The 22,396-nt window shown below is 39.2% G+C and carries 17 protein-coding genes and 4 tRNA genes; 15 read left to right on the forward strand and 6 right to left on the reverse strand.

Going from position 1 to position 22,396, the window contains the following annotated elements:
- Positions 1 to 24: 24 nt before the first annotated feature.
- Entirely contained in the window at positions 25 to 516 is a 492-nt protein-coding gene (locus H4J54_RS07005) for a peptidylprolyl isomerase (RefSeq protein WP_182190194.1), read from the reverse strand.
- Positions 517 to 738: 222 nt separating this feature from the next.
- Between H4J54_RS07005 and cysS the strand changes: the two genes are divergently transcribed.
- Positions 739 to 2,121 carry a cysteine--tRNA ligase gene (cysS, locus tag H4J54_RS07010; RefSeq protein WP_182190195.1) on the forward strand — a complete coding sequence of 461 codons (1,383 nt, stop codon included), beginning with the start codon at positions 739 to 741 and terminating at the stop codon, positions 2,119 to 2,121.
- 170 nt (positions 2,122 to 2,291) lie between these two features.
- Here the strand turns inward: cysS and folD are convergent, their stop codons facing one another.
- Positions 2,292 to 3,149 carry a bifunctional methylenetetrahydrofolate dehydrogenase/methenyltetrahydrofolate cyclohydrolase FolD gene (gene folD, locus H4J54_RS07015; protein WP_182190196.1) on the reverse strand — a complete coding sequence of 286 codons (858 nt, stop codon included), beginning with the start codon at positions 3,147 to 3,149 and terminating at the stop codon, positions 2,292 to 2,294.
- Between the two features lie 267 nt (positions 3,150 to 3,416).
- Here folD and H4J54_RS07020 point away from each other — a divergent pair.
- From H4J54_RS07020 to H4J54_RS07085, 14 genes are all read left to right on the forward strand, one after another.
- Positions 3,417 to 3,493: transfer RNA gene (locus H4J54_RS07020), tRNA-Pro, on the forward strand.
- A gap of 87 nt (positions 3,494 to 3,580) precedes the next feature.
- Positions 3,581 to 3,657: transfer RNA gene (locus tag H4J54_RS07025), tRNA-Arg, on the forward strand.
- A gap of 7 nt (positions 3,658 to 3,664) precedes the next feature.
- A tRNA-His gene (locus H4J54_RS07030) sits at positions 3,665 to 3,740 on the forward strand.
- A 30-nt stretch (positions 3,741 to 3,770) separates the two neighbouring features.
- A tRNA-Pro gene (locus tag H4J54_RS07035) sits at positions 3,771 to 3,847 on the forward strand.
- Positions 3,848 to 4,561: 714 nt separating this feature from the next.
- Positions 4,562 to 5,869 (forward strand): trigger factor, encoded by a 1,308-nt coding sequence (tig, locus tag H4J54_RS07040; RefSeq protein ID WP_182190197.1) that lies wholly within the window; start codon positions 4,562 to 4,564, stop codon positions 5,867 to 5,869.
- Positions 5,870 to 5,995: 126 nt separating this feature from the next.
- Entirely contained in the window at positions 5,996 to 6,595 is a 600-nt protein-coding gene (gene clpP / locus H4J54_RS07045) for an ATP-dependent Clp endopeptidase proteolytic subunit ClpP (protein ID WP_182190442.1), read from the forward strand.
- A 96-nt stretch (positions 6,596 to 6,691) separates the two neighbouring features.
- Positions 6,692 to 7,969, forward strand: a complete 1,278-nt coding sequence (gene clpX / locus H4J54_RS07050; protein WP_182190198.1) for an ATP-dependent protease ATP-binding subunit ClpX — start codon at positions 6,692 to 6,694, stop codon at positions 7,967 to 7,969.
- Between the two features lie 152 nt (positions 7,970 to 8,121).
- Positions 8,122 to 10,485: an endopeptidase La gene (gene lon / locus H4J54_RS07055; protein WP_182190199.1), complete on the forward strand. Its 2,364-nt coding sequence runs from the start codon at positions 8,122 to 8,124 to the stop codon at positions 10,483 to 10,485.
- A gap of 272 nt (positions 10,486 to 10,757) precedes the next feature.
- A complete protein-coding gene (hupB, locus tag H4J54_RS07060) occupies positions 10,758 to 11,033 on the forward strand; it encodes a nucleoid-associated protein HU-beta (protein WP_146880417.1) in 276 nt (91 codons plus the stop codon).
- Positions 11,034 to 11,661: 628 nt separating this feature from the next.
- Positions 11,662 to 12,924: a c-type cytochrome biogenesis protein CcmI gene (ccmI, locus tag H4J54_RS07065; protein ID WP_182190200.1), complete on the forward strand. Its 1,263-nt coding sequence runs from the start codon at positions 11,662 to 11,664 to the stop codon at positions 12,922 to 12,924.
- 155 nt (positions 12,925 to 13,079) lie between these two features.
- Positions 13,080 to 15,065, forward strand: coding sequence for a heme lyase CcmF/NrfE family subunit (locus H4J54_RS07070; RefSeq protein ID WP_182190201.1), 1,986 nt, complete (start codon positions 13,080 to 13,082; stop codon positions 15,063 to 15,065).
- A gap of 3 nt (positions 15,066 to 15,068) precedes the next feature.
- Positions 15,069 to 15,620, forward strand: coding sequence for a DsbE family thiol:disulfide interchange protein (locus tag H4J54_RS07075; RefSeq protein ID WP_182190202.1), 552 nt, complete (start codon positions 15,069 to 15,071; stop codon positions 15,618 to 15,620).
- Positions 15,620 to 16,126, forward strand: a complete 507-nt coding sequence (locus tag H4J54_RS07080) for a cytochrome c-type biogenesis protein (RefSeq protein ID WP_310650181.1) — start codon at positions 15,620 to 15,622, stop codon at positions 16,124 to 16,126. The genes H4J54_RS07075 and H4J54_RS07080 overlap by 1 nt, the downstream gene beginning before the upstream one ends.
- A 318-nt stretch (positions 16,127 to 16,444) precedes the next feature.
- Positions 16,445 to 18,352, forward strand: coding sequence for a SurA N-terminal domain-containing protein (locus tag H4J54_RS07085; protein WP_182190203.1), 1,908 nt, complete (start codon positions 16,445 to 16,447; stop codon positions 18,350 to 18,352).
- A 358-nt stretch (positions 18,353 to 18,710) separates the two neighbouring features.
- Here H4J54_RS07085 and H4J54_RS07090 read toward each other — a convergent pair whose 3' ends face one another.
- The 4 genes from H4J54_RS07090 to H4J54_RS07105 are packed head-to-tail and all read right to left on the reverse strand — an operon-like array spanning position 18,711 to position 22,396.
- Positions 18,711 to 19,496, reverse strand: a complete 786-nt coding sequence (locus tag H4J54_RS07090) for an ATP-binding cassette domain-containing protein (RefSeq protein WP_182190204.1) — start codon at positions 19,494 to 19,496, stop codon at positions 18,711 to 18,713.
- Positions 19,493 to 20,485, reverse strand: coding sequence for an oligopeptide/dipeptide ABC transporter ATP-binding protein (locus H4J54_RS07095; protein ID WP_182190205.1), 993 nt, complete (start codon positions 20,483 to 20,485; stop codon positions 19,493 to 19,495). Before H4J54_RS07095 ends, H4J54_RS07090 begins: the two co-directional genes overlap by 4 nt.
- Positions 20,485 to 21,378, reverse strand: a complete 894-nt coding sequence (locus tag H4J54_RS07100; protein ID WP_182190206.1) for an ABC transporter permease subunit — start codon at positions 21,376 to 21,378, stop codon at positions 20,485 to 20,487. Before H4J54_RS07100 ends, H4J54_RS07095 begins: the two co-directional genes overlap by 1 nt.
- A complete protein-coding gene (locus H4J54_RS07105) occupies positions 21,368 to 22,396 on the reverse strand; it encodes an ABC transporter permease subunit (RefSeq protein WP_182190207.1) in 1,029 nt (342 codons plus the stop codon). Before H4J54_RS07105 ends, H4J54_RS07100 begins: the two co-directional genes overlap by 11 nt.

Consider the following 22,396-nt stretch of genomic DNA (forward strand, 5'->3'; position numbering starts at 1 on the left):
GGCGTTAACGTGCGTATTTAAGTATTAGGCTACGATAGTTTCTTCAATTAGTATTTCTTCTTTTGGCACATCGTCATGATAGCCAGAACGACCGGTATCAACTACAGCCATTTTGTCAACTATGTCCATACCTTCAACCACTTTAGCAAAGACACAATAACCCCAGCCTTGCACATCTTTACTTTTGAAGTTAAGGAAGTCGTTATCAGCTAAGTTAATAAAAAATTGTGCTGATGCTGAATGTGGGTCTTGGGTACGTGCCATAGCTAAAGTACCACGGGTATTGCTTAAACCATTATTTGCTTCGTTTTGAATTGATTCACGGCTGTCTTTTTCGTCCATACCTGATGCGAAACCACCGCCTTGCGCCATAAAACCTTTAATAACACGGTGAAAAACTGTGCCATTATAAAAGCCGTCTTCAGCGTATTGTTGGAAGTTTTTAGCGGTAACAGGTGCGTTATCAAAATCTAATTCAATTTTAATGTCGCCTAAGCTTGTTTTAAATGTGATCATTTTTTTACTCATAAATCTAAAGGAAATTTAACTGGCTAAATTGTAACTCAATAAAAGAAACATTTCTTGGCAAAATTCATCGTAAATTTATCAGAAAATTTCTCTGCAAATGAGCCAAGTTGATGATTCATACCCATACTTGGGGTACAATTGCGATAATTCCCGTTGTGGGGATAAGTGAATTTAATCACGTATTGATATTAGACAGGAAAAAGCGCCATTATGTTGCAGATTTATAATACCTTAAGCAGGAAAAAAGAAGTTTTTAAGCCGATCACTTCCAACAAGGTAGGTTTATATGTTTGCGGTATTACTATTTATGATCGATGTCATATCGGTCACGCCAGAACCTACGTTGCCTTTGATATTATTGCCCGTTACTTAAAATATTTAGACTACGACTTAACGCATGTGCGTAATATTACTGACGTTGACGATAAAATTATCAAACGTGCTAATGAAAACGGTGAAACCTGTGAAGCCTTAACCTTACGTATGACCGAGCAAATGTATCAAGACTTTGATGATCTTAATATTATGCGCCCAGATGTTGCCCCAACGGTTACCGGTCATATGGTTGAGATCATTGCTTTGATTGAACGCCTTATAGCGCGAAAAAATGCTTATGTTGCCAGTAATGGTGATGTTATGTTTGAAGTCAGTACCTATAAAGATTATGGCAAATTGAGTTTGCAAAATTTAGATATGCTGCAAGCGGGTTCTCGTGTCGATATTGACGAAGCAAAGCGTAGCCCATTAGATTTTGTGCTGTGGAAAATGGCTAAACCCGATGAGCCAAGCTGGGAGTCATCTTGGGGTAAAGGTCGCCCGGGTTGGCATATTGAATGTTCCGCGATGAATCTAAAGCATTTAGGTGAACATTTTGATATTCATGGCGGAGGCTCAGATTTACAATTTCCACACCATGAAAACGAAATAGCTCAATCTTGTTGTGCTCACGATACACCGTACGTTAATTACTGGATGCATGGCGGTATGGTGCAAATAAATAAAGAAAAGATGTCAAAATCTTTAAATAACTTTTTTACTTTGCGCAGCGTGCTTGATGCCTATGATGCAGAAAGTGTGCGTTTCTTTTTAACCTCGAGTCATTACCGTAGCCAATTAAATTATTCACAGGATAACTTAACGCAGGCGCGTGCAAGTTTAGAGCGTATTTATACGGCGTTGCGTGATGTCACGCCCATTAAGGTAGAGTTAAAAGGCAACGCATATGTTCAGCGTTTTGAAAAAGCGATGAATGATGACTTCAATTGTCCTGAAGCTATGCCAGTTTTATTTGAATTAGCGAAAGAAATCAATCGCATCAAAGCAACAGATATTGAAGCCGCCTCTAAACTGGCCTTTATTTTAGTTTCATTAGGTGCAGTATTAGGCGTTGCGCAAAATTCACCGGAAGATTTTTTACAAGGTGGGAATGGCGATAGCGATGAAGTGGCAGAAATTGAAGCTTTGATTAAACAACGTAATGACGCCCGTGCCAATAAAAATTGGGCAATGGCGGATGACGCACGCGATAAGCTAGCGGCATTGAATATTATTCTAGAAGATAGTGCGGGCGGTACAACGTGGCGTAAAGGCTAGAGTTACCTTAGCACAAGCGTATTATAAAGATAAAAGCCTGCAATAGCAGGCTTTTATGTACTGATGTGCCGGCAGTTTTTTGTTCCAGACAAAAAATAAATACCTGCGTCCATGCAGGTAGTGTCATTAGCGCATTAATGCACAAGCGCTTACATTGACAAATAACCAGACTATTTACTATGAAACTCTTCGCACGCAATAAGGGTGTTTTCTATTAAGCTAGCAACCGTCATTGGACCCACACCGCCGGGTACCGGCGTGATATAACCCGCATTTTCTTTTGCTTTAGCAAAGCCAACATCACCCACTAGCTTGCCGTTCTCTAAACGGTTAATACCCACATCAATAACAATAGCGCCTGCTTTTATCCATTCACCAGGAATAAATTCAGCTTTACCAACAGCTACCACCAATAAATCAGCATTTCTTACTTTGGTTTCTAGGTCTTTAGTAAACCTATGGGTGGTGGTAACCGTACAACCGGCGAGTAATAACTCCAGTGTCATAGGACGACCAACAATGTTTGATGCACCGACCACAACAGCCTCTAAGCCGTGAGGTTCCACGCCAGTTGAGGCGATTAATTTTATAATACCTTTTGGCGTACAGGGACGAAGTCCAGGCTGGCGTAAAGCTAATTTACCTACATTGTTGGGATGAAAGCCATCAACATCTTTTAATGGATTAATATGCTCAATAATTAAATTGGCATCTAAGCCTGCAGGTAAGGGCAGTTGAACAAGAATACCGTCTATTGCATTATCGTTATTTAACTCATCAATTAAGTTGAAAAGTTGCTCTTGAGATGTTGTTAAAGGCAAGTCATAAGAACGAGATACAAAGCCAACTTCTTCACAGGCTTTTCTTTTACTACCAACATAAACTTGAGAGGCGGGATCTGAACCGACCAAAATCACGGCTAATCCGGGAACACGCAGACCATTTTTTATGCGTTGTTGTACTTTATCTTTAACAGAAAGGCGTAGTTGCTGGGCGATCAACTTACCGTCAATAAGAGCTGCAGTCATAATTCTTCACAAAAGGCTAAAAAACGTGGTTATTTTCGCATAATAGAAAAGCTATTTGTAGAAAATAAATGCATAGCGTGTCGAAATAATTATTTATTGATAAATAAGGGGGATATTTTTATTTTATCAGCCAATATCAGTGGTATTTTAATCAAGATGCTGTAAAAATGAGCGAACGCACATTTATTTAAAAAAAGTGTTTGACGGACAACGGGCAACTAGGTAATATCCGCATCCGTTGAGAGAGCAAGCTTTTTTAACGTATGTCGGTGATTAGCGCAGCTTGGTAGCGCACTTGGTTTGGGTCCAAGGGGTCGCAAGTTCGAATCTTGCATCACCGACCATTTTTTTATTTTTAATGTTTTTATTTTAAAATAAAAAAAGGCAAGTTTTATACCTAATAAAACTTGTTTAGCATCTGTAGGCAATGTGCGCCCTTAGCTCAGCTGGATAGAGCAACGCCCTTCTAAGGCGTGGGTCGTAGGTTCAAATCCTACAGGGCGCGCCATACAGTGGTGGCTATAGCTCAGTTGGTAGAGCCCCGGATTGTGATTCCGGTTGTCGAGGGTTCAAGTCCCTTTAGCCACCCCATTTTTATGTATGGTTTAGTAAAAAGTATATCGGTGATTAGCGCAGCTTGGTAGCGCACTTGGTTTGGGTCCAAGGGGTCGCAAGTTCGAATCTTGCATCACCGACCACTTCTTATTTTTTATTTAATTAGTCTACGTAGTTTAAAAATCAGCGATGGTTTGGGTGTTATTAAGTTCAGTCGCAAGTTAGAATCTTGCATCACCGACCACTTCTTATTTTTTATTTAATTAGTCTACGTAGTTTAAAAATCGGCGATGGTTTGGGTGTTATTAAGTTCAGTCGCAAGTTAGAATCTTGCATCACCGACCACTTCTTATTTTTTATTTAATTAGTCTACGTAGTTTAAAAATCAGCGATGGTTTGGGTGTTACTAAGTTCAGTCGCAAGTTAGAATATTGCATCACCGACCACTTTTTATTTTATGTGATTTATTTAACTACCTTACGTAGCTTAAAAATGTAGCTTAAAAAATTAAACACTGGCTTAGGTTCCACTAAGCTCAGTAAGAAGTTCAAATATTGCATTACTAACAACTTTATTAAAATTCTTCAGTTAAATATCCCTAAATAGCCATTTTACTTTCTATTATTACCTCAATAGCATTAAATTTTTAATTTATTTGCGTTCTATGCTCGACTCTTGTTTAAAGCACCGCTATAATTTCGCGTCATTATTTTAATCTGAACATCTTTATTCGGATTTTCCGGGTTCTGCTAGTAATGCTGGCAGGCTGCAGACATAACTTTACTATAAAGTTTTGTTGACTATATTTAGATGCGTTATAGAAAGCGTACAAACGCTAAGTTTTTTGAGGTAATTAAATGCAAGTTTCAGTTGAGACTACACAAGGTTTGGAACGTCGTTTAACGATTTCTGTTCCTGCCGAAACAGTAGATGTTGAAGTTAAAAATCGTCTTCGCCACATCGGTAAGACCCAACGTATCAATGGTTTTCGTCCAGGCAAAGTGCCACCATCGGTTATTCAAAAACGCTATGGTCAATCTGTTCGTCAAGAAGTTGCTGGTGAATTTATGCAACGCAACTTTGTTGATGCGATTGTTGCTGAAAAATTAAACCCAGCAGGTCGTCCAGCATTCGTTGCCAAAAGCAATGAAGATGGTCAACCATTAGAATTTGAAGCAACATTTGAGATCTACCCTGATGTTGTTTTAAAAGATTTAGATAAGATAGCGGTAGAACGTCCTGCAGTCGACGTTACCGAAGCTGACCTTGATGAAATGTTTGAAACATTACAAAATCAGCATAAAACGTGGAAAGAAAACAAGCGTAAAACCAAAACAGGCGATAAGCTAACTATCGATTTCAATGGCCGCGTTGACGGTGAAGAATTTGAAGGTGGTAAAGCTGAAGGTTTTGAACTTGAATTAGGTTCAGGTCGTATGATCCCTGGTTTCGAAACAGACATCATAGGTATGAAAGCTGGCGACGAAAAAACTATCACGGTATCTTTCCCAGACGATTACCATGCTGAGAAGCTTAAAGGTAAAACTGCTGAGTTTGATATTGTTGTGCATACAACTGAATCAGCCGTTTTACCAGAAATAGATGATGAGTTTGCAAAACTATTCGGCGTAGAAACGGGTGGTGTTGCTGCACTTCGTGAAGAAGTTGGCAAAAACATGGCGCGCGAACTTAACCAAGCTGTTAAAGCTAAAGTTAAAGAGCAAGTGATTGAAGGCCTACTTGAAGTTAGCGAATTAGATATTCCAGCGGCACTTATTGCGCAAGAAGTTGACGTATTGCGCGAGCAAGCTATGAAACGTTTTGCCGATCAAATGGACCCTAATAACTTACCAGAGCTTCCAGCTGAAATGTTTGAAGAACAAGCAAAACGCCGCGTTAAAACGGGTTTGCTTTTAGGTGAAGTGATCAAAGTTAACGAATTAAAAGTTGACGAAGCTAAAGTAACTGACTTAATTGAGTCAGCCGCTTCAGCTTATGAAGATCCATCTGAAGTTATTGAGTACTACAAAACTAACAAAGAACTTGCTCAACAAATGCAAAATGTTGCATTAGAAGAACAAGCCGTAGAATTGTTACTTGCCAGTGCAAAGGTAACAGACAAAAAAGCCAGCTTTAAAGATATTATGAATCCTGAAGGTAAATAGACCTTTTAGATTGACATTCTGCTGAGCAATCGCTTAAATGGCTTGTATGGGGACATATGAGCCATTTTTTTATAAAAGGAAAGTTAGTTGTTTACTTCTCACAATAATTCTCACGATTTAACGAGTATGACCGAAAGTGCCTTAGTACCTATGGTTGTTGAGCAAACTGCCAAAGGTGAGCGCTCTTACGATATTTACTCAAGACTGTTAAAAGAGCGCGTTATCTTCCTTTGTGGTCAAGTTGAAGACCATATGGCTAATTTGATCGTTGCTCAATTGCTATTTTTAGAATCAGAAAGCCCAGATAAAGATATTTATTTATATATAAATTCTCCAGGGGGTTCTGTGACTGCAGGCATGGCTATTTACGATACCATGAAGTTTATTAAACCAAATATTAGCACAGTTTGTATTGGTCAAGCGGCTAGTATGGGCGCATTTTTGCTGTCTGGTGGAGAAAAGGGCAAACGTTATTGTTTACCTAATGCTCGTGTCATGATTCATCAACCTCTTGGTGGTTTTCAAGGACAAGCTTCTGATATTCAAATTCATGCAAAAGAAATTTTGTATATCAAAGACAAGCTTAATCGTTTAATGGCAGAGCACACCGGCCAATCCTTAGAGAAAATATCTGACGATACAGACCGTGATAATTTCTTAAGTGCTGAAAGCGCGGTTGAATATGGTTTAGTTGATGCCATACTAGAACAAAGAATGGATAAATAACCTTCTATTTTGTGATGCGCGTTGTTATTTTTTTCGCGATTTATGAAATACTGAATAGTATTTGTTTATAAAATTTTAAAATATTAGAGGTACCGTATGACCGATATGAAAACAGGTGACGGTGATGACGGAAAATTACTGTATTGCTCATTTTGTGGTAAAAGTCAGCATGAAGTGCGTAAGTTAATTGCAGGCCCTTCAGTCTTTGTTTGTGATGAATGTGTTGAGTTATGCAATGACATTATCCGCGAAGAAATTAAAGAAATTGCGCCTAAGCAAGATAAAGAAAGCTTACCAACGCCAATCGAAATTCGTGAAAGCTTAGATGACTACGTTATCGGGCAAGAACACGCTAAAAAAGTGCTTGCTGTTGCGGTTTATAACCATTATAAGCGCTTGCGCAATGGTGACTCACATAATGGTGTAGAGCTAAGCAAAAGTAATATTTTGCTCATTGGCCCCACGGGTAGTGGCAAAACATTACTAGCGCAAACATTAGCGCGCTTATTAGATGTGCCATTTACCATGGCTGATGCCACCACACTAACCGAAGCAGGTTATGTGGGTGAAGATGTTGAAAACATCATTCAGAAGCTACTGCAAAAATGTGATTATGACGTTGAAAAAGCACAACGTGGTATTGTTTATATCGATGAAATTGATAAGATTTCGCGTAAATCAGACAATCCATCAATCACCCGTGATGTTTCGGGCGAAGGTGTGCAGCAAGCGTTATTGAAACTCATTGAAGGTACTATTGCCTCTGTACCGCCGCAAGGGGGTCGTAAGCATCCACAACAAGAGTTTTTGCAGGTTGACACCTCGAAGATTCTATTTATCTGTGGTGGTGCGTTTGCAGGCCTTGATAAAGTTGTTGAACAACGTTGTCAAACCGGCACAGGTATTGGTTTTGGCGCGACAGTTCGTGGCAAAGACGACGAGAAAACCTTAACGCAGCTTTTTCAAGATGTTGAGCCTCAAGATCTTGTTAAATATGGCCTTATCCCTGAATTTATTGGCCGTCTGCCTGTCGTAGCAACCTTGACAGAGCTTGATGAACAGGCACTTATTCAAATCTTACAAGAGCCTAAAAATGCCTTAACTAAGCAATTTTCTGCGCTTTTTGATATGGAAAATGTTGAACTTGAATTTAGAGCCGATGCTTTAACCGCTATTGCCCATAAAGCTATGGTGCGTAAAACGGGTGCTCGTGGCTTACGCTCGATTGTCGAAGGGGTTCTACTAGAAACTATGTATGAATTACCATCGATGGAAAATGCTGTTAAAGTTGTTGTTGATGAAACGGTGATTAGAGGCGAGTCTAAACCTATTATTATTTATGAAACGCAGCAAGATAAAGCGTCATCAGAATAATTATTTCGCTAATTTAAGTCTAAAAAGTGATGTTAGCCAGTTTGGTTAACGTCACTTTTTTTTATTCATCTGTTGAAAGTATTTACAAACACCCCATATACAAATACATATCCTTAAAAATCACATCATACTATTCACCGAGAGAGTAACCAATGACTAAAGAGTTATCTGGCGTAGTTGAAATTCCCGTATTAGCCTTACGTGATGTCGTTGTCTATCCACAAATGGTTATCCCATTATTTGTTGGTCGCGAGAAATCTATCCGTTGTCTTGATATTGCCAACGAAAATGATAAGCAAATATTCCTTGTTGCACAAAAAGATGCTGCAGTGGACGACCCCGCACAAAGCGATTTGTACCAAACCGGTACTATTGCTACTATTTTGCAAATGCTTAAATTACCTGATGGTACCGTTAAAGTACTGGTTGAAGGTGTGCGTCGAGCTCAAATTACTGAGTTTGTTGAAACCGATGAATACTTTACCGCCAATGCTACATTTTTAAGTGTTGAAGGTGTTCCTGACGATAGTACTGAAGTGTTAATTCGCTCGGCTATTTCTCAGTTTGAAGGTTATGTTAAATTAAATAAAAAAATACCACCGGAAGTGTTAACGTCGGTTTCAGGTATTGATGATGCCGAGCAGTTAGCTGACACTATGGCCGCTCATATGCCACTTAAATTAGTCGACAAACAAAAGGTACTAGAAATTACCCATGTTTCAGAACGTCTTGAGTTTTTAATGGCGTTAATGGAAGGTGAAATCGATTTATTGCAAGTAGAGAAAAAAATTCGCACGCGTGTTAAAAAGCAAATGGAAAAAAGCCAGCGTGAATATTATTTGAATGAGCAAATGAAAGCAATTCAAAAAGAATTAGGTGATGACGAAGAGGGGACGAACGAAGCTGATCAAATAGAAAAGCAGATCGAAGCAGCGCAAATGCCTAAAGAAGCAAAAGAAAAAACCTTAACAGAATTAAAAAAATTAAAAATGATGTCACCCATGTCAGCTGAAGCCACTGTTGTGCGCAGCTATATCGAATGGATGATTAGTGTGCCGTGGAAAAAGCGCAGTAAATTAAAGCGTGATCTTAAATTAGCACAAGAAGTGTTAGATAAAGACCATTACGGACTCGATAAAGTTAAAGAACGCATAGTAGAGTACTTGGCCGTTCAACAACGTGTTAGTCATTTAAAAGGGCCTATTTTGTGTTTAGTTGGGCCTCCAGGTGTAGGTAAAACCTCGCTAGGACAATCTATTGCTAAATCGACCGGTCGTAAATATGTCCGTATGGCGTTAGGCGGTGTGCGAGATGAAGCTGAAATACGTGGACATAGACGAACCTATATTGGCTCATTACCGGGCAAGCTAATTCAAAAAATAGCTAAAGTTGGCGTGAAAAATCCGTTATTTTTGTTAGATGAAATAGATAAAATGGCTTCTGATATGCGTGGCGATCCTGCCTCGGCATTATTAGAAGTGCTAGATCCAGAGCAAAACAGTAGCTTTAATGATCACTATTTGGAAGTTGATTATGACTTATCTGATGTGATGTTCGTTGCTACGTCAAATAGTATGAATATTCCTGGCCCCTTGCTAGACCGTATGGAAGTCATCCATCTATCGGGTTATACCGAAGATGAAAAGCTTAACATTGCGAAAAATCACTTGCTTGATAAGCAAATAGAACGCAACGGTTTAAAAAGTAAAGAAATTGAAATAGAAGACAGCGCTATTGTCGGTATTATTCGTTATTACACTCGCGAGGCTGGTGTGCGTGGCTTAGAACGTGATATCTCTAAGTTATGTCGTAAAGCGGTTAAATCGATTTTATTGGATAAAAACGTCAAAAAAGTAACGATAAATCAAGCGAATTTATCAGAATTTCTTGGTGTGCAACGCTTTGATTATGGTAAAGCAGACGATGAAAATCGTGTTGGTTTAGTCACTGGTCTTGCTTGGACTCAAGTCGGCGGTGAGCTACTGACCATTGAAACCGCTTCTGTGCCAGGCAAAGGTAAGTTGAGCTATACGGGTTCGCTTGGTGACGTAATGCAGGAGTCGATACAAGCGGCAATGATGGTAGTGCGAAGTCGCACAGAAAAGTTACGGATTAATAGTGACTTTCATGAAAAACGCGATATTCATGTGCATGTACCTGAAGGTGCAACACCAAAAGACGGCCCAAGTGCTGGTGTCGGTATGTGTACGGCATTAGTATCAAGTTTAACCGGTAATCCAGTCAGAGCTGATGTGGCAATGACTGGTGAAATTACTTTACGTGGTGAAGTACTGGCAATTGGTGGCTTAAAAGAGAAATTACTTGCCGCGCATCGTGGTGGTATCAAAACGGTTATTATACCTAAAGATAATGAGCGCGATTTGATAGAAATCCCTGATAATGTAAAAGCTGATCTAGCCATTTACCCAGTGAAATGGATAGATGAAGTGTTAAACATTGCTTTAGTACATCCTGTTGATAAATGGCAGTCAGACAAGGAAGTGGTTATAAAATAGCTGTTTTTGTTAAAAAAATTAAAAAAAGAGCAAAAAAATTGATAAAAACGTAATTAACGCTTTTCAAACGCTGAAACTATGGTAAGTTAATGGCGCTAACAACGCTAGAGCCCCCAATTTATAAGGGGACTAGTAGAGATAAAAATTATTATCAATATTTTAGTTTTCTTTAACTCGGCGCTTTATGTTCAAAAAGAAGCTTAAGATAAAGTTTTTGCTGGACGCTAAACAGAAGATTGCGCTGAATAATAACAATTGAAGGGGAATACACTGTGAACAAATCTCAACTTATCGAGAAAATTGCTGCGGGTGCTGACATTTCTAAAGCTGCGGCTGGTCGTGCATTAGATTCATTTATCGAAGCAGTAACAGAAGAATTAAAAGGTGGCGAGCAAGTGGCACTAGTTGGTTTTGGTACTTTCTCAGTACGTGACCGTGCTGCACGCACAGGTCGTAACCCACAAACTGGTGCGACTATCGAAATTGCAGCAGCAAAAATTCCATCTTTTAAAGCTGGTAAAGCACTTAAAGATGCTTGCAACGCTTAATTAATAGCCTTGCTAAAGATTGAACATTAAGCCGCTTTCATAAGCGGCTTAATTGTTTCTAGCGCATGAGTTATAGTTGAAAAGACTAATCGTTATAACATCACTTCCTTCAGTAAACTATAAAGCTTATACCAATTTCATTAAGTTATTGTCACTTATGCTGGTTAAAGTACACCACGGCTACGCTGCGCTTAATTAATATCAGCGCCAAACGTAATAAAACTGGTTTAATCCCCCCTTTTTACCTCTGCTTGCAATTCTGTTTTTTTATCTGACTAAGCAATTTATGCTTTTTTTAACTGCAATTAAACCTTGAACGGGTACCTATACACTTAGGGGGAGGAAGCAATGTTACTTGGTATATTAGAAAAATAAACTTGAGCCATTAGGCGGTTATAGCAAGGACACGTTTACTGCGACTAATTTATCACTATTATTACGATGAATAAGTGGCTTTTTTGCGACGGTATCGCTAGAAAAAACCGGATAAAATTGTTACGCTATGGCACTTATAAACGAGGGTGTTAATCGTTACTTATTGCTTTAAATAGCTTTAATTAAAACCTCTTACACGGCTAATACTCAGCAGTTTAAATAATTTGATCAACATAGGTATAAATTAAATAATATGACTACATTCTGGCTGGCAGTTTTATCATTAATAGTGATTGCTTTAATTATTGTCTGGCGTATTTTTTCTTCATCTAAAAATACTATCGGTGCGGAAAATCTAAATATTCGTCAAGAAACCAATGTCACACTTTACCATGAGCACTTGTCACTTCTCGAAAACGATTTGGCTGAGGGCAGTATTGGGCAAGACAGTTACCTACAATTAAAAGCAGAGTTAGATAAAACACTTTTGCAAGATGCTACCTTAAGTAAATCGTCAACGCTTGAAAAACAACAGGCATCATGGTTATGGCCACTAGGCATAGCAATAGCTGTTGTTAGCTTTAGTTTATATACCTACATGAACCTGGGTTCGTATGCTCAATTGAGTTCACCTGTCGTTAGTAATGAAAATATCGCACAGAGTGAATTAACCCCAGAACAAATGCTGGCTTTTCGTTTACAGCAACTTCAGCGCGAGGTAAAAGACGACCCTAGTAATTCACAAGCTTTGTTCAGTTTAGGTCAAGCCTACATTTCTGCCGGTGAGTTTGACAATGCGATTGAAGCGTTTGACGGCGTAATGAAGCAAGTCGGCGAGCATGCCGAGTTATTAGGGCCAAAAGCTCAAGCTATGTATTATAAAAATAATCAGCAATTGAACTCAGACATTCAAGCTGTGATTGATAAGGCATTAGTGTTAAATCCATTAGACGCATCAACCAATATCCTTTTAGGTATGGACAGTTTTACCAAGCGAAAATTTGCTAAAGCAGTGCAGTACTGGGAAGTGGTTTTAAATAGCGACCGGCCAGGGATAAGTACACAAGCGCTAGCGGGCGCTGTAGAAGAAGCTAAAAACCAATTGCGCTTGAGCAATAAAAACACAGCTTCTGGAGCCGTTAGTGCTGAACTTGAGGCAAACTTGCCCCATCTTACTATTGAGGTTTCTTTAGCGGCTAATGTTCAAGAACAATTGATCAACAGTGAAGATAAGACCGTATATATATATGCCATTGCTACTGAGGGGCCTAGAATGCCTTTAGCTGCGGTAAAAATTAAAGCCAGTGACTTGCCGCTCAGTATAGTTTTAGATGATTCACAAGCAATGACGCCGCAAATGCGTTTAAGTAGCGTGGATAAAGTTCATATTTACGCAGTCGTGTCGATGCAAGGTAGTGTGGGTATTAAGTCAGGTGACTTTAAAGCCGAAGCACTTAATGTTGATGCGATGGAAAAAAGCTTGATCACAATGAAAATATCAGTACAAGTACCATAAAGTTAATGGCTAAAGTATCACTATAAAATTTACCTTTGGTAACATTTATGGTGATATTTAAGCAGAGAAGATCTGATTTGGCGCTAGTCTTGTCTAGTTAAAATCAGCTAAACTAAGTCCCAATAATGTTTTAACATTAATTTACAGGAATTATCATGATCCCAGAGCTCGGGCACTTCGCACTCATTATCGGGTTAGCGTTTGCATTATGTTTAAGCGTAGTGCCGCTGATTGGCGTAGCGCAGAACAATCATCAATTAATCAATAGTGCCAAACCCTTGAGTTTTGGTCTTTTCTTCTTTGTAGCCATCAGTATTTCTTTATTAGGCTATAGCTTTACGGTTGATGACTTTTCAGTCAAATATATTGCGGGTCACTCTAATAGTTTATTACCCTATTATTTCAAAATCAGTGCGGTCTGGGGCGGACACGAAGGCTCTATGCTACTTTGGGTTTTTGCCTTAACGTGTTGGACCTTCGCGGTGAGTATTTTTAGTAAGCAATTAGAAAAAGAGTTTGTTGCCCGTGTTTTAGCGGTAATGGGCATGATTGCGGTTGGCTTTATTCTCTTTACGCTATTAACCTCTAACCCGTTTGAGCGTTTATTACCAAATTTTCCGCTTGAAGGTCTTGATTTAAATCCATTATTACAAGATATTGGCTTAATTATTCATCCACCAATGTTATATATGGGTTATGTTGGGTTTTCAGTTGCTTTTGCTTTTGCTATTGCTGCGCTTATGGCTGGAAAAATGGATGCCGCATGGGCACGTTGGTCTCGCCCATGGACGGTTGCCGCTTGGTCATTTTTATCGGTAGGCATCGCGTTAGGCAGTTGGTGGGCATATTACGAACTTGGCTGGGGCGGTTGGTGGTTTTGGGATCCTGTTGAAAATGCTTCATTTTTGCCGTGGCTTGCTGGTACTGCGCTGATTCATGCGTTAGCAGTAACAGAACAACGTAACACTTTTAAGCATTGGACATTATTACTGGCTATTTTTACTTTTTCTTTGGTTTTATTAGGCGCATTTTTAGTCCGCTCAGGTGTTATTACTTCAGTACATTCATTTGCAGTAGATCCAGAGCGCGGCATTTACTTACTGGTATTATTAGCGATAGCCGTTGGCGGCTCGTTAACGCTTTATGCTATCAGAGCTGCCAATGTGAGTAGCCCAAACCGCTTTACGTTTTATTCACGTGAAAACGCTATTTTAATTGCCATGTCAATATTGGTCACAGCGACAGTGACTATTTTACTAGGCACACTTTACCCGCTAATCATCGATGCTATGGGCTTGGGCAAAATATCAGTAGGTGCACCCTATTTTAATGCGGTATTTGTTCCTATGATGATCGCTCTATTTCTATTTATGGGTGTTGGGCCGCTTACTCGCTGGAAAAAAGCGCGTAAAGGTGAACTAGCTAAACATTTAAATAAAACTTCAATTTTTAGTGTCTTCTTTGGTGCTGCTTGGCCGTTTATCTATGCGGGTGAATTTAGCCTAAGCGCATTCATTGGCATGACTTTAGGTTGTTGGATTGTCTTAGCGGTTTTAAAAGATGTATTTATCAATGCTAAGCAGGCCGACGGTAGCTTGAAATTTTCAGCCGTGCCACTTAATCATATTGGTATGGCGCTTGCCCATGCCGGCATTGCAATTACGGTTATTGGTGTGACTATGGTGTCGACCTATGAAAAAGAAATGAACGTGAAAATGGCGCCAGGGGAAAGTGCTAATTTATCAGGTTACATGATAGAGTTTGTCGGTACTAAAGATGTTTTAGGACCAAATTATAGCGCAATTCAAGGGCAACTTAAGGTCTCACTGGACGGTGAATTTGTTACCTTATTAAAGCCTGAGCAACGTACTTACAAAGTACAACGTACCGGGATGACCGAGGCCGCCATTCATACCAACTTATGGCGTGATATTTACGTCGCTTTAGGTGATCCGCTAGAGCAAAACTCCTGGTCAATGCGCTTATATTATAAACCTTTTATTATCTGGATATGGTTAGGTGGCTTTTGTATGGCAATAGGTGGTTTCTTAGCCATATTAAGTAAACGCTATCGTAAGCGCGTGCTGGTAACAGAACAAAAGCTTACCCAAGCTAAACCCGTTGTTTTACAAGAGGCATAATTAGTGAAAAGTATTATTCGTTTTATCCCATTAATTCTATTTTTTTTATTGGCGGTATTATTATATCGAGGTTTATTTCTTAATCCGCAGTCGATGCCATCAGCTATGATAGGCAAGCCATTGCCAAACTTTGAATTGCCGACATTAAAAGCGATTGAACAACCGGTAGGTCGAGATGATCTAAAAGGCGATATTGTTTTACTTAATGTTTGGGCGACTTGGTGTATACAATGTAAATATGAGCATCCCTATCTGCTTACTATTGCTCGTGATCCGCGTATTAAGCTCTATGGCCTTAATTTTACTGACGATCACAAGGCCGCCTTAAGTTGGTTAAAACAATATCAAGACCCTTATGTATTCTCAATTTTTGATGAACAGGGTGCACTTGGTCTAGATATTGGTGTATTTGGTGCGCCTGAAACTTTTGTTATTGATCACACGGGTATCATTCGTAAGCGTTTTGCAGGTCCGATTAACGATCAGGTATGGCAAAAAGAGTTTCTGCCGTTAATTGAAACTCTCGAAGCAGAAATGGCAGAAGGAGCGTCTTAATGCAAAACCGGATAGACAATCAGATCCGAACATTACAGCATGCCATACGCTTGTTTATTATCAGCATGCTGCTGAGTGTTTTTTGGGCAACTAGCGTAAATGCTAGCCCAGTAGACACTTTTGAATTTAAAGATGAAGCAACCCAATTACGCTTTCAAATATTATCGAAAGAGTTACGGTGTCCTAAGTGTCAAAATCAAAATTTAGCCGATTCGAACTCTAAAATTGCTGTAGATTTAAGAAAGAACCTCTACAACTTGCTGCAAGAAGGTATGAGTGATCAAGAAGTTATTGACTTTATGGTCTACCGATATGGCGATTTTGTTTTATATCGACCGCCATTGAAAGAACAAACTTATATTCTATGGTTTGGTCCATTGGTTATTCTTTTCGGTTTTATCATCGGTGTGATATTTGTTTTACGAAAACGTAGTCAAGTTAAGGCAAATGAACATGATTTATCAACACAAGAGCAAGCTAACTTGGATGATATTCTCAATAAGTAGTAAAGCTATAAAAAACAGCTAAAGCTAAACTTGATGATATTCGTGTTTTTTATACTTGAATGATGGTTATTTAACCGTTATTTCATCGCTAGAGTAAAAGGGTTTCATTTTTATTATTATTGGGCTAACATGCCCGTTCATATTGCGATTTTAAAGCGTATAAGTTAGTGAAATAGCCAGATTAGTTTGCTGTTAAAGTGAATTGATACTTTAACAAATTAACCAGCTACTCAATAATTACAACGTATAATAGCGGTAAAGTAATGCCGCAGTTAAAATCGCCCGAAAAGTACAATACCCTCGTGTAAAGAGATAAAGATGTTAGAAAATATTCGAGAAAGCTCTCAAGGATTAACGGCTAAGATTATTCTTGGTTTTATTATTTTAACCTTCGCTGTTGCCGGCATTGGTAGTTACAGTAACTCAGTTGATACGTCAGTGGCTGATGTTAATGGTGATAAAATATCACAAGATGAGTTTAATAAAGCTTATCAAGCACAACGTAACCGTATGGCGCAGCAGTTTGGTGAAATGTTTGAAACATTATCAGCTGATCCTAGTTACATGAGTAATTTTCGCAAGGGTGTGGTTGATAATTTAATTAACCAAAAACTTATTGATCAAAACTCAGAGGCGCTTGCCATTCGTGTAGCAGATCAGCGAATTAAAAGTACCATTCAAAATATGCCAGAATTTCAAATTGACGGTGTTTTTGACAATAATCGTTACTTAGCGATGATTAATCAAGCGGGTTTTTATCAGTCAGCTGATTTTCGTGACTATCTACGCACTGAAATGACCCGTCGTCAATTAACTCAAGCATTGGTAGCAAGCGAGTTTAGCTTACCGTACCAAGAAAATATGTTTACTGCTTTACAAAATCAACAACGTGACATTCGTTATGCTACGATTAATGCGGAACAATTTAAAGCGAGCATCGAGTTAAGCGATGAAGAAGTTAACGACTATTATCTTGCTAACCAATCGCGTTTTGAAAATCAAGAGCAAGTAAAAGTTAACTACATAACACTTGATGTTGACACTATCGCCAACACAGTGACATTAACCGACGCTGATGTTGATGCTTATTATAAAAGCAATATTAGTCAATACCGCGATGAAGAACAACGTCGTGTTGCCCACATTCTCATTGAATTTGGTGATGACGAAGCGAAAGCTAAAGTCGAAACAGAAGCCTTACTTGCTAAAATAAATGCCGGTGAAGACTTTGCTACATTAGCAAAAGAGCATTCAGCAGATACCTTTAGTGGCGAAAATGGCGGCGATCTAGATTGGATTGATGCTGGCGTAATGGACACAGCATTTGATGACGCAGTATTTGCTTTGTCTGGTATAGGCAGTGTTAGTGATGTGGTTAAAACTGACTTTGGTTTTCACATCATTAAATTAACTGATTATAAGGCTGAGAAAGTGCAAAGCTTAGCTGAAGTACGTGACAATATTGTCTCAAAAATTAAAAGTGAAAAAGCGCAAGACAAGTTTTTTGAGCTTCAACAAGAAGTAGCTCGTTTAAGTTTCGAGTTTCCTGACAGTTTATACGACGCTGCAGGCGCAATTAATGCCACTATAAAAACATCTGACTGGTTAACGCGTGGTGTTAATAGCGGCCCTTTTAATGTCAGCAATGTTGTTGATGTGGCTTTTTCTGATATCGTGGTGAATGAACAACTAAACTCTGACATTGTTGAAGTTAGCGATAGCTTAGCCATTGTTATGCGTCTAAATGAATACCAAGCAGCGAGTGTTAAACCCCTTGCTGAAGTTAGCGCACAAATTGAAAATATTTTACGTGCGAAAAAAGCTTCTGAAAAAGCGCAAACTGTTGCGGATGAATTGCTTATTGCATTCAAATCTGGCAGCGATATCACTGAGCAATTAGCTGAAATTGGTGCTGCCATGGAAGTTAAAGCCGCAGTGGCACGTGTGGGTAGCGGCTTAGATGCAAGCTTGGCCCGTGAAGCCTTCAAACTACCTCGTCCAAGTGAAAACGCGGTATCGGCAACGACAGTAAATCTTAGTAATGGCAATTTAGCATTACTTGAAGTGCAAGCCGTTAACGAAGGTACAGCCGTTAACTCACCGAACTTGTCGCAGCAGTTAACTCAGCAATTGGCACAAGCGGCTTATTTAAGTTATGTTGAATCGCTGAAAGTTGGCGCAGAGATTGTACGTAAAAAAGTGCAAGCACCGACGACACAATACTAACTCAAGCTATCATTTGAGCTAATAAAGCGTTAAATAAAAAACCAGCCAATAGGCTGGTTTTTTGCTTCTTAGGGTTTAATATTTGTTTGTTAACCCGCACCAATGGGTAATAATTCAATGACACTGGTATAACATCGAAGAGCATAAATACCAAAAATCATCCAGTTAGTTGTTCTATAACTAAGCTATGTAATTGTGTAAAAGAAGTGGGTTATTAGGTAGGTAGGTGTAGGTAGCTCATTTGAAAAAATAAAGTGATCAACTTGGTATGGCAGATAACTTATTTGTCATGCTTATACCAATTTCATTAATGAGATTGGTATTACAATCATTAAAACGACGTAATTGGCCATTAAAGCTAACGATGCAGCAGTTGAAAACGTTGGCTCATTATCAACCTTTTAGTGTACTTGTGTTTCGGTCTTTGTAAAATATCAGCAGTTTTACCAAACTCTAAAACTTCACCTTTGCTTAGTACCATCATCTCATCACTAAAGTGTCTGACAATGCCAAGGTTATGAGAGATTAATACAAATGCCAAGCCCATTTGTTGTTGTAAATCGAGCAGTAGGTTGATCATTTGCGAGCGTAACGATGGGTCGAGTGATGCTAAAGCCTCGTCGAGAATGATCACTTGTGGTTTTAATATTATCGCCCGTGCTAATGAAATACGTTGCTTTTGACCCCCTGAAAACATATGAGGATAAAAGCTCATATGCTCAGCTAATAAACCCACTTTTTGCAAGGTTTCTCGGATCAACTGATGGCGCTCAGTTTCATTTAGCTTGGTGTTGAGTTGCAGTGGTTCATCTAATAATTGTTCTATCGTCAGACTAGGATTTAAGGTGGTGCCTGAGTCTTGAAAAATCATTCGGATATATTGACAACGTTGCTTAAAGTTACCTGGTTCTAAGCTTTGGCCATTTAAACTAATGTGGCCAGTGCTTGGCAATTCAGCGCCAACTAGTAGTTTAGCAATCGTAGACTTTCCAGAGCCTGTTTCGCCTACAATAGCGAGCGTTTTATGCGCCATAATATCAAAAGATAAAGGTTCAAGTGCCGTGACGCATTTACGATTAAACCAATAATTTTTATCTTTATAGGTTTTACTCAGGTTACTGACTTGTAATAAAACATCACTCACGAATAGTTATCCTTCAGTGGAAAATGGCAACTGACTTGATGGCTATGAAAATTCTTAATTTTTGGTGCGTGCACACATTTTTGTTGTGCTCGGGGGCACCTTGGGCCTAATCGGCAGCCTATCGGTAAATGTTGCAAAGTAGGTATACTACCAGGCAATGTCATTAGTCGAGATTTATTTGGGATCATTCGGTTAGCTTTTGGGCTACTGTCGACCAAAGCGCGGGTGTAGGGATGATAAGGTTGGTTAAAAATTTGCTCTGTGGTGCCTGCCTCAACAAATTGGCCACTATACATCACGGTAATGGTGTTGGTCCAATAGGTAACATTTTCTAAATCATGACTTATTAATAATATCGACATATTTTTTAGTTGATTCAGGCTCGCTAATAAACGAAATATCTGGCCTTGATTGGTACTTTCCATTGCCGCAGTAGGCTCATCAGCAATAAGAAGCATAGGACGACGTGCTAAGGCCATTGCGATCATTACACGTTGGCATAATGCATCGGTTAGCTGATGAGGAAAACTCTTCACACAGACTTCATGCTGCTTGATACCCACTTTGTGCAATAAGTTAATAGCAGCCAGTTTACGCTGTTGTCTTTTTTGCCAAAAATAGCCCGTTAGTTGCTCAACATCTACCGCTTCTTCTAATTGTTCGCCAATGGTGGTGGTTGGATCTAAACATGCCATAGGTTCTTGAAAAATCATGGCGACGTCTTTTGATATAATCGCTTTTCTTTCTTCAGCAGATAGCCGCATTAAGTCGTTGCCACGCCAATGAAAACGGTCGGCATCAACTTCCCACTTCTCATCTAACACGCCGACAATCGCTTGTGCTAATAGCGATTTTCCAGATCCAGATTCACCTACTAGACCACGAACCTCACCTTCTTTCATGGTTAGGTTTACTCGGTCAACAGCAAATATTGGCTTTGTTGAAGTCTGCAATTTTATCGAAAGGTTGCGAATATCAATTAAGTTCATTAGTTTTCCTTGCGCACTTTTAGGGCATGGCGCATGCCTTCACCGACTAAGTTTGTCGCGATAACTGAAAATAAAATAGCTAAGCCGGGTAGGTAAACGGTCCAAGGAGCAATGTAAAATAACTCAATGCCATTAGCCAGCATTGCTCCCCATTCTGGCATAGGAATAGGGGCACCTAAACCAAGAAAACCCAGTGCTGCAATGTCGAGAATAGCAGCTGATTGAGCAAGTGTTGCTTGGCTAATTAATTTTTCGATAATATTGGGGAAAATAGAATAACGTAAAATTCTAATCGAACTAGCGCCATCAAGACGCGATGCTAGTACGTAGTCTTTGGCAAATTCTTCCTTAACGGCATTGCGAGTGACATGTATGAATTGCGGTATTAACACCATAATGATGGCCCACAAGGTATTCTCTAAACCAGGACCGAGTATGGCAACAATGATAATCGCTAAAAGTAAGGAAGGAATGGATAAAATAACATCGAGAAAATGGTTAAGAAAGCTAGATTTAATCCCGGTGGTTAAGGCGGATAGTGAACCGATAACAACACCAACGGCTAAAGAGGCAATAACCACAATAATACTTAAGCCAAAAGTTAATGAGGTACCTTGAATTAAACGCGACAACATATCTCTACCTAGGTTGTCTGTACCAAGCAAAAAGCTGACATCGCCATCATCACTCCATGCCGGGGGTAATAATAAGTGATCTAAATGGTTTTCCACTGAGGAATACGGCGTAATGATATTGGCTAATACTGCCAGCACAATTAAAAATAAAAAACAGCAAAATCCAATCATAACAACAGGAGGTTGTTTGAAGTTATGCCACAACTGCACTAGCGGGGTTGGGAACTCTTCTTCTAAGTATATTTTATCACGTGCCATGATTAGGCTCCCGAGCTAAAGGGTTAAGCGCTGCATAGACTAAATCTATAATCATGTGAACAATGAATATAAAGCTTGAAAGCACAATAAGTCCGCCTTGAATAGCGGTATAGTCACGCTGATATATACTTTCGATCAACCAGCTGCCGATGCCAGGCCAACTAAAAATAACCTCTGTCACCATAGCTATAGTAATCAGATTAGCAAATTGTAACCCTATATCTCTGATAACTTTAATAATAGCATTACGCATAGCATGACGATAAATAATTTGACTAAAGGTTAAGCCTTTTGCTTTTGCCGCTTTAATGTAATGAGTGTCTAAAACTTCGAGCATAGCTGAGCGGGCTAAGCGCATAAAGATGGTGGCGGGTGCTAATGCCACTACAATCACAGGTAATATAAGGTGTCGAGTGGCATCTTGAAAAGCTTGCCATTTATACGGACTGTCGCTGAGTAAAATATCAATTAACTGTAAACCGGTAATATGTTTAATTTCGAACAAAAGACTTATTTGTCCGGAAGAAGGAAACCAACCTAATTGGATAGAAAATACCAATATAGCGAGTATGCCCAACCAGAAAACTGGGATTGAGTAGCCAATCATTGCAATGGTCAATATTAAATTGTCAGCCGCTTTTCTGTGGTAAATCGCGGCACAAAAGCCAACGGGAATACCAACAAACATTGCCACTAACAAAGCAACGCTGGCCAACTCGACCGTTGCAGGTAAACGGTTAAGTACTTCGCTTGAAATCGGTAGGTGGCTGGTCATTGAATAACCCATGTCGCCTTGAAATAGGTGTTTCAAATAACTGACATATTGCCCCAGTAAACCCGATTGCTGTTGATATTCATCAGCTAAAATCGCTAGCTGCTCTGGTGAAGCACTTATTTGGCCAGTTAGGTTAATGAGTTGCTCACCAGGAAATAAAAAACTCAAACTAAATGACAACATTGTTAATAACAACAAGGTAAAAAAGAACAAACTAAAACGACGCAGAGTAAAAATTAGCAT

The organism is Colwellia sp. MB3u-8, assembly GCF_014076985.1.
Classification (GTDB): domain Bacteria; phylum Pseudomonadota; class Gammaproteobacteria; order Enterobacterales; family Alteromonadaceae; genus Cognaticolwellia.

Excerpts from the sequence above, each read along its gene's own strand:
- clpP (WP_182190442.1), top strand. The coding sequence starts at position 5,996 with ATGACCGAAAGTGCCTTAGTACCTATGGTTGTTGAGCAAACTGCCAAA.
- H4J54_RS07070 (WP_182190201.1), top strand. The coding sequence starts at position 13,080 with ATGATCCCAGAGCTCGGGCACTTCGCACTCATTATCGGGTTAGCGTTT.
- H4J54_RS07095 (WP_182190205.1), bottom strand. The coding sequence starts at position 20,485 with ATGAACTTAATTGATATTCGCAACCTTTCGATAAAATTGCAGACTTCA.
- ccmI (WP_182190200.1), top strand. The coding sequence starts at position 11,662 with ATGACTACATTCTGGCTGGCAGTTTTATCATTAATAGTGATTGCTTTA.
- H4J54_RS07100 (WP_182190206.1), bottom strand. The coding sequence starts at position 21,378 with ATGGCACGTGATAAAATATACTTAGAAGAAGAGTTCCCAACCCCGCTA.
- H4J54_RS07080 (WP_310650181.1), top strand. The coding sequence starts at position 15,620 with ATGCAAAACCGGATAGACAATCAGATCCGAACATTACAGCATGCCATA.
- tig (WP_182190197.1), top strand. The coding sequence starts at position 4,562 with ATGCAAGTTTCAGTTGAGACTACACAAGGTTTGGAACGTCGTTTAACG.
- clpX (WP_182190198.1), top strand. The coding sequence starts at position 6,692 with ATGACCGATATGAAAACAGGTGACGGTGATGACGGAAAATTACTGTAT.
- H4J54_RS07105 (WP_182190207.1), bottom strand. The coding sequence starts at position 22,396 with ATGCTAATTTTTACTCTGCGTCGTTTTAGTTTGTTCTTTTTTACCTTG.
- H4J54_RS07005 (WP_182190194.1), bottom strand. The coding sequence starts at position 516 with ATGATCACATTTAAAACAAGCTTAGGCGACATTAAAATTGAATTAGAT.
- H4J54_RS07085 (WP_182190203.1), top strand. The coding sequence starts at position 16,445 with ATGTTAGAAAATATTCGAGAAAGCTCTCAAGGATTAACGGCTAAGATT.
- cysS (WP_182190195.1), top strand. The coding sequence starts at position 739 with ATGTTGCAGATTTATAATACCTTAAGCAGGAAAAAAGAAGTTTTTAAG.
- folD (WP_182190196.1), bottom strand. The coding sequence starts at position 3,149 with ATGACTGCAGCTCTTATTGACGGTAAGTTGATCGCCCAGCAACTACGC.
- lon (WP_182190199.1), top strand. The coding sequence starts at position 8,122 with ATGACTAAAGAGTTATCTGGCGTAGTTGAAATTCCCGTATTAGCCTTA.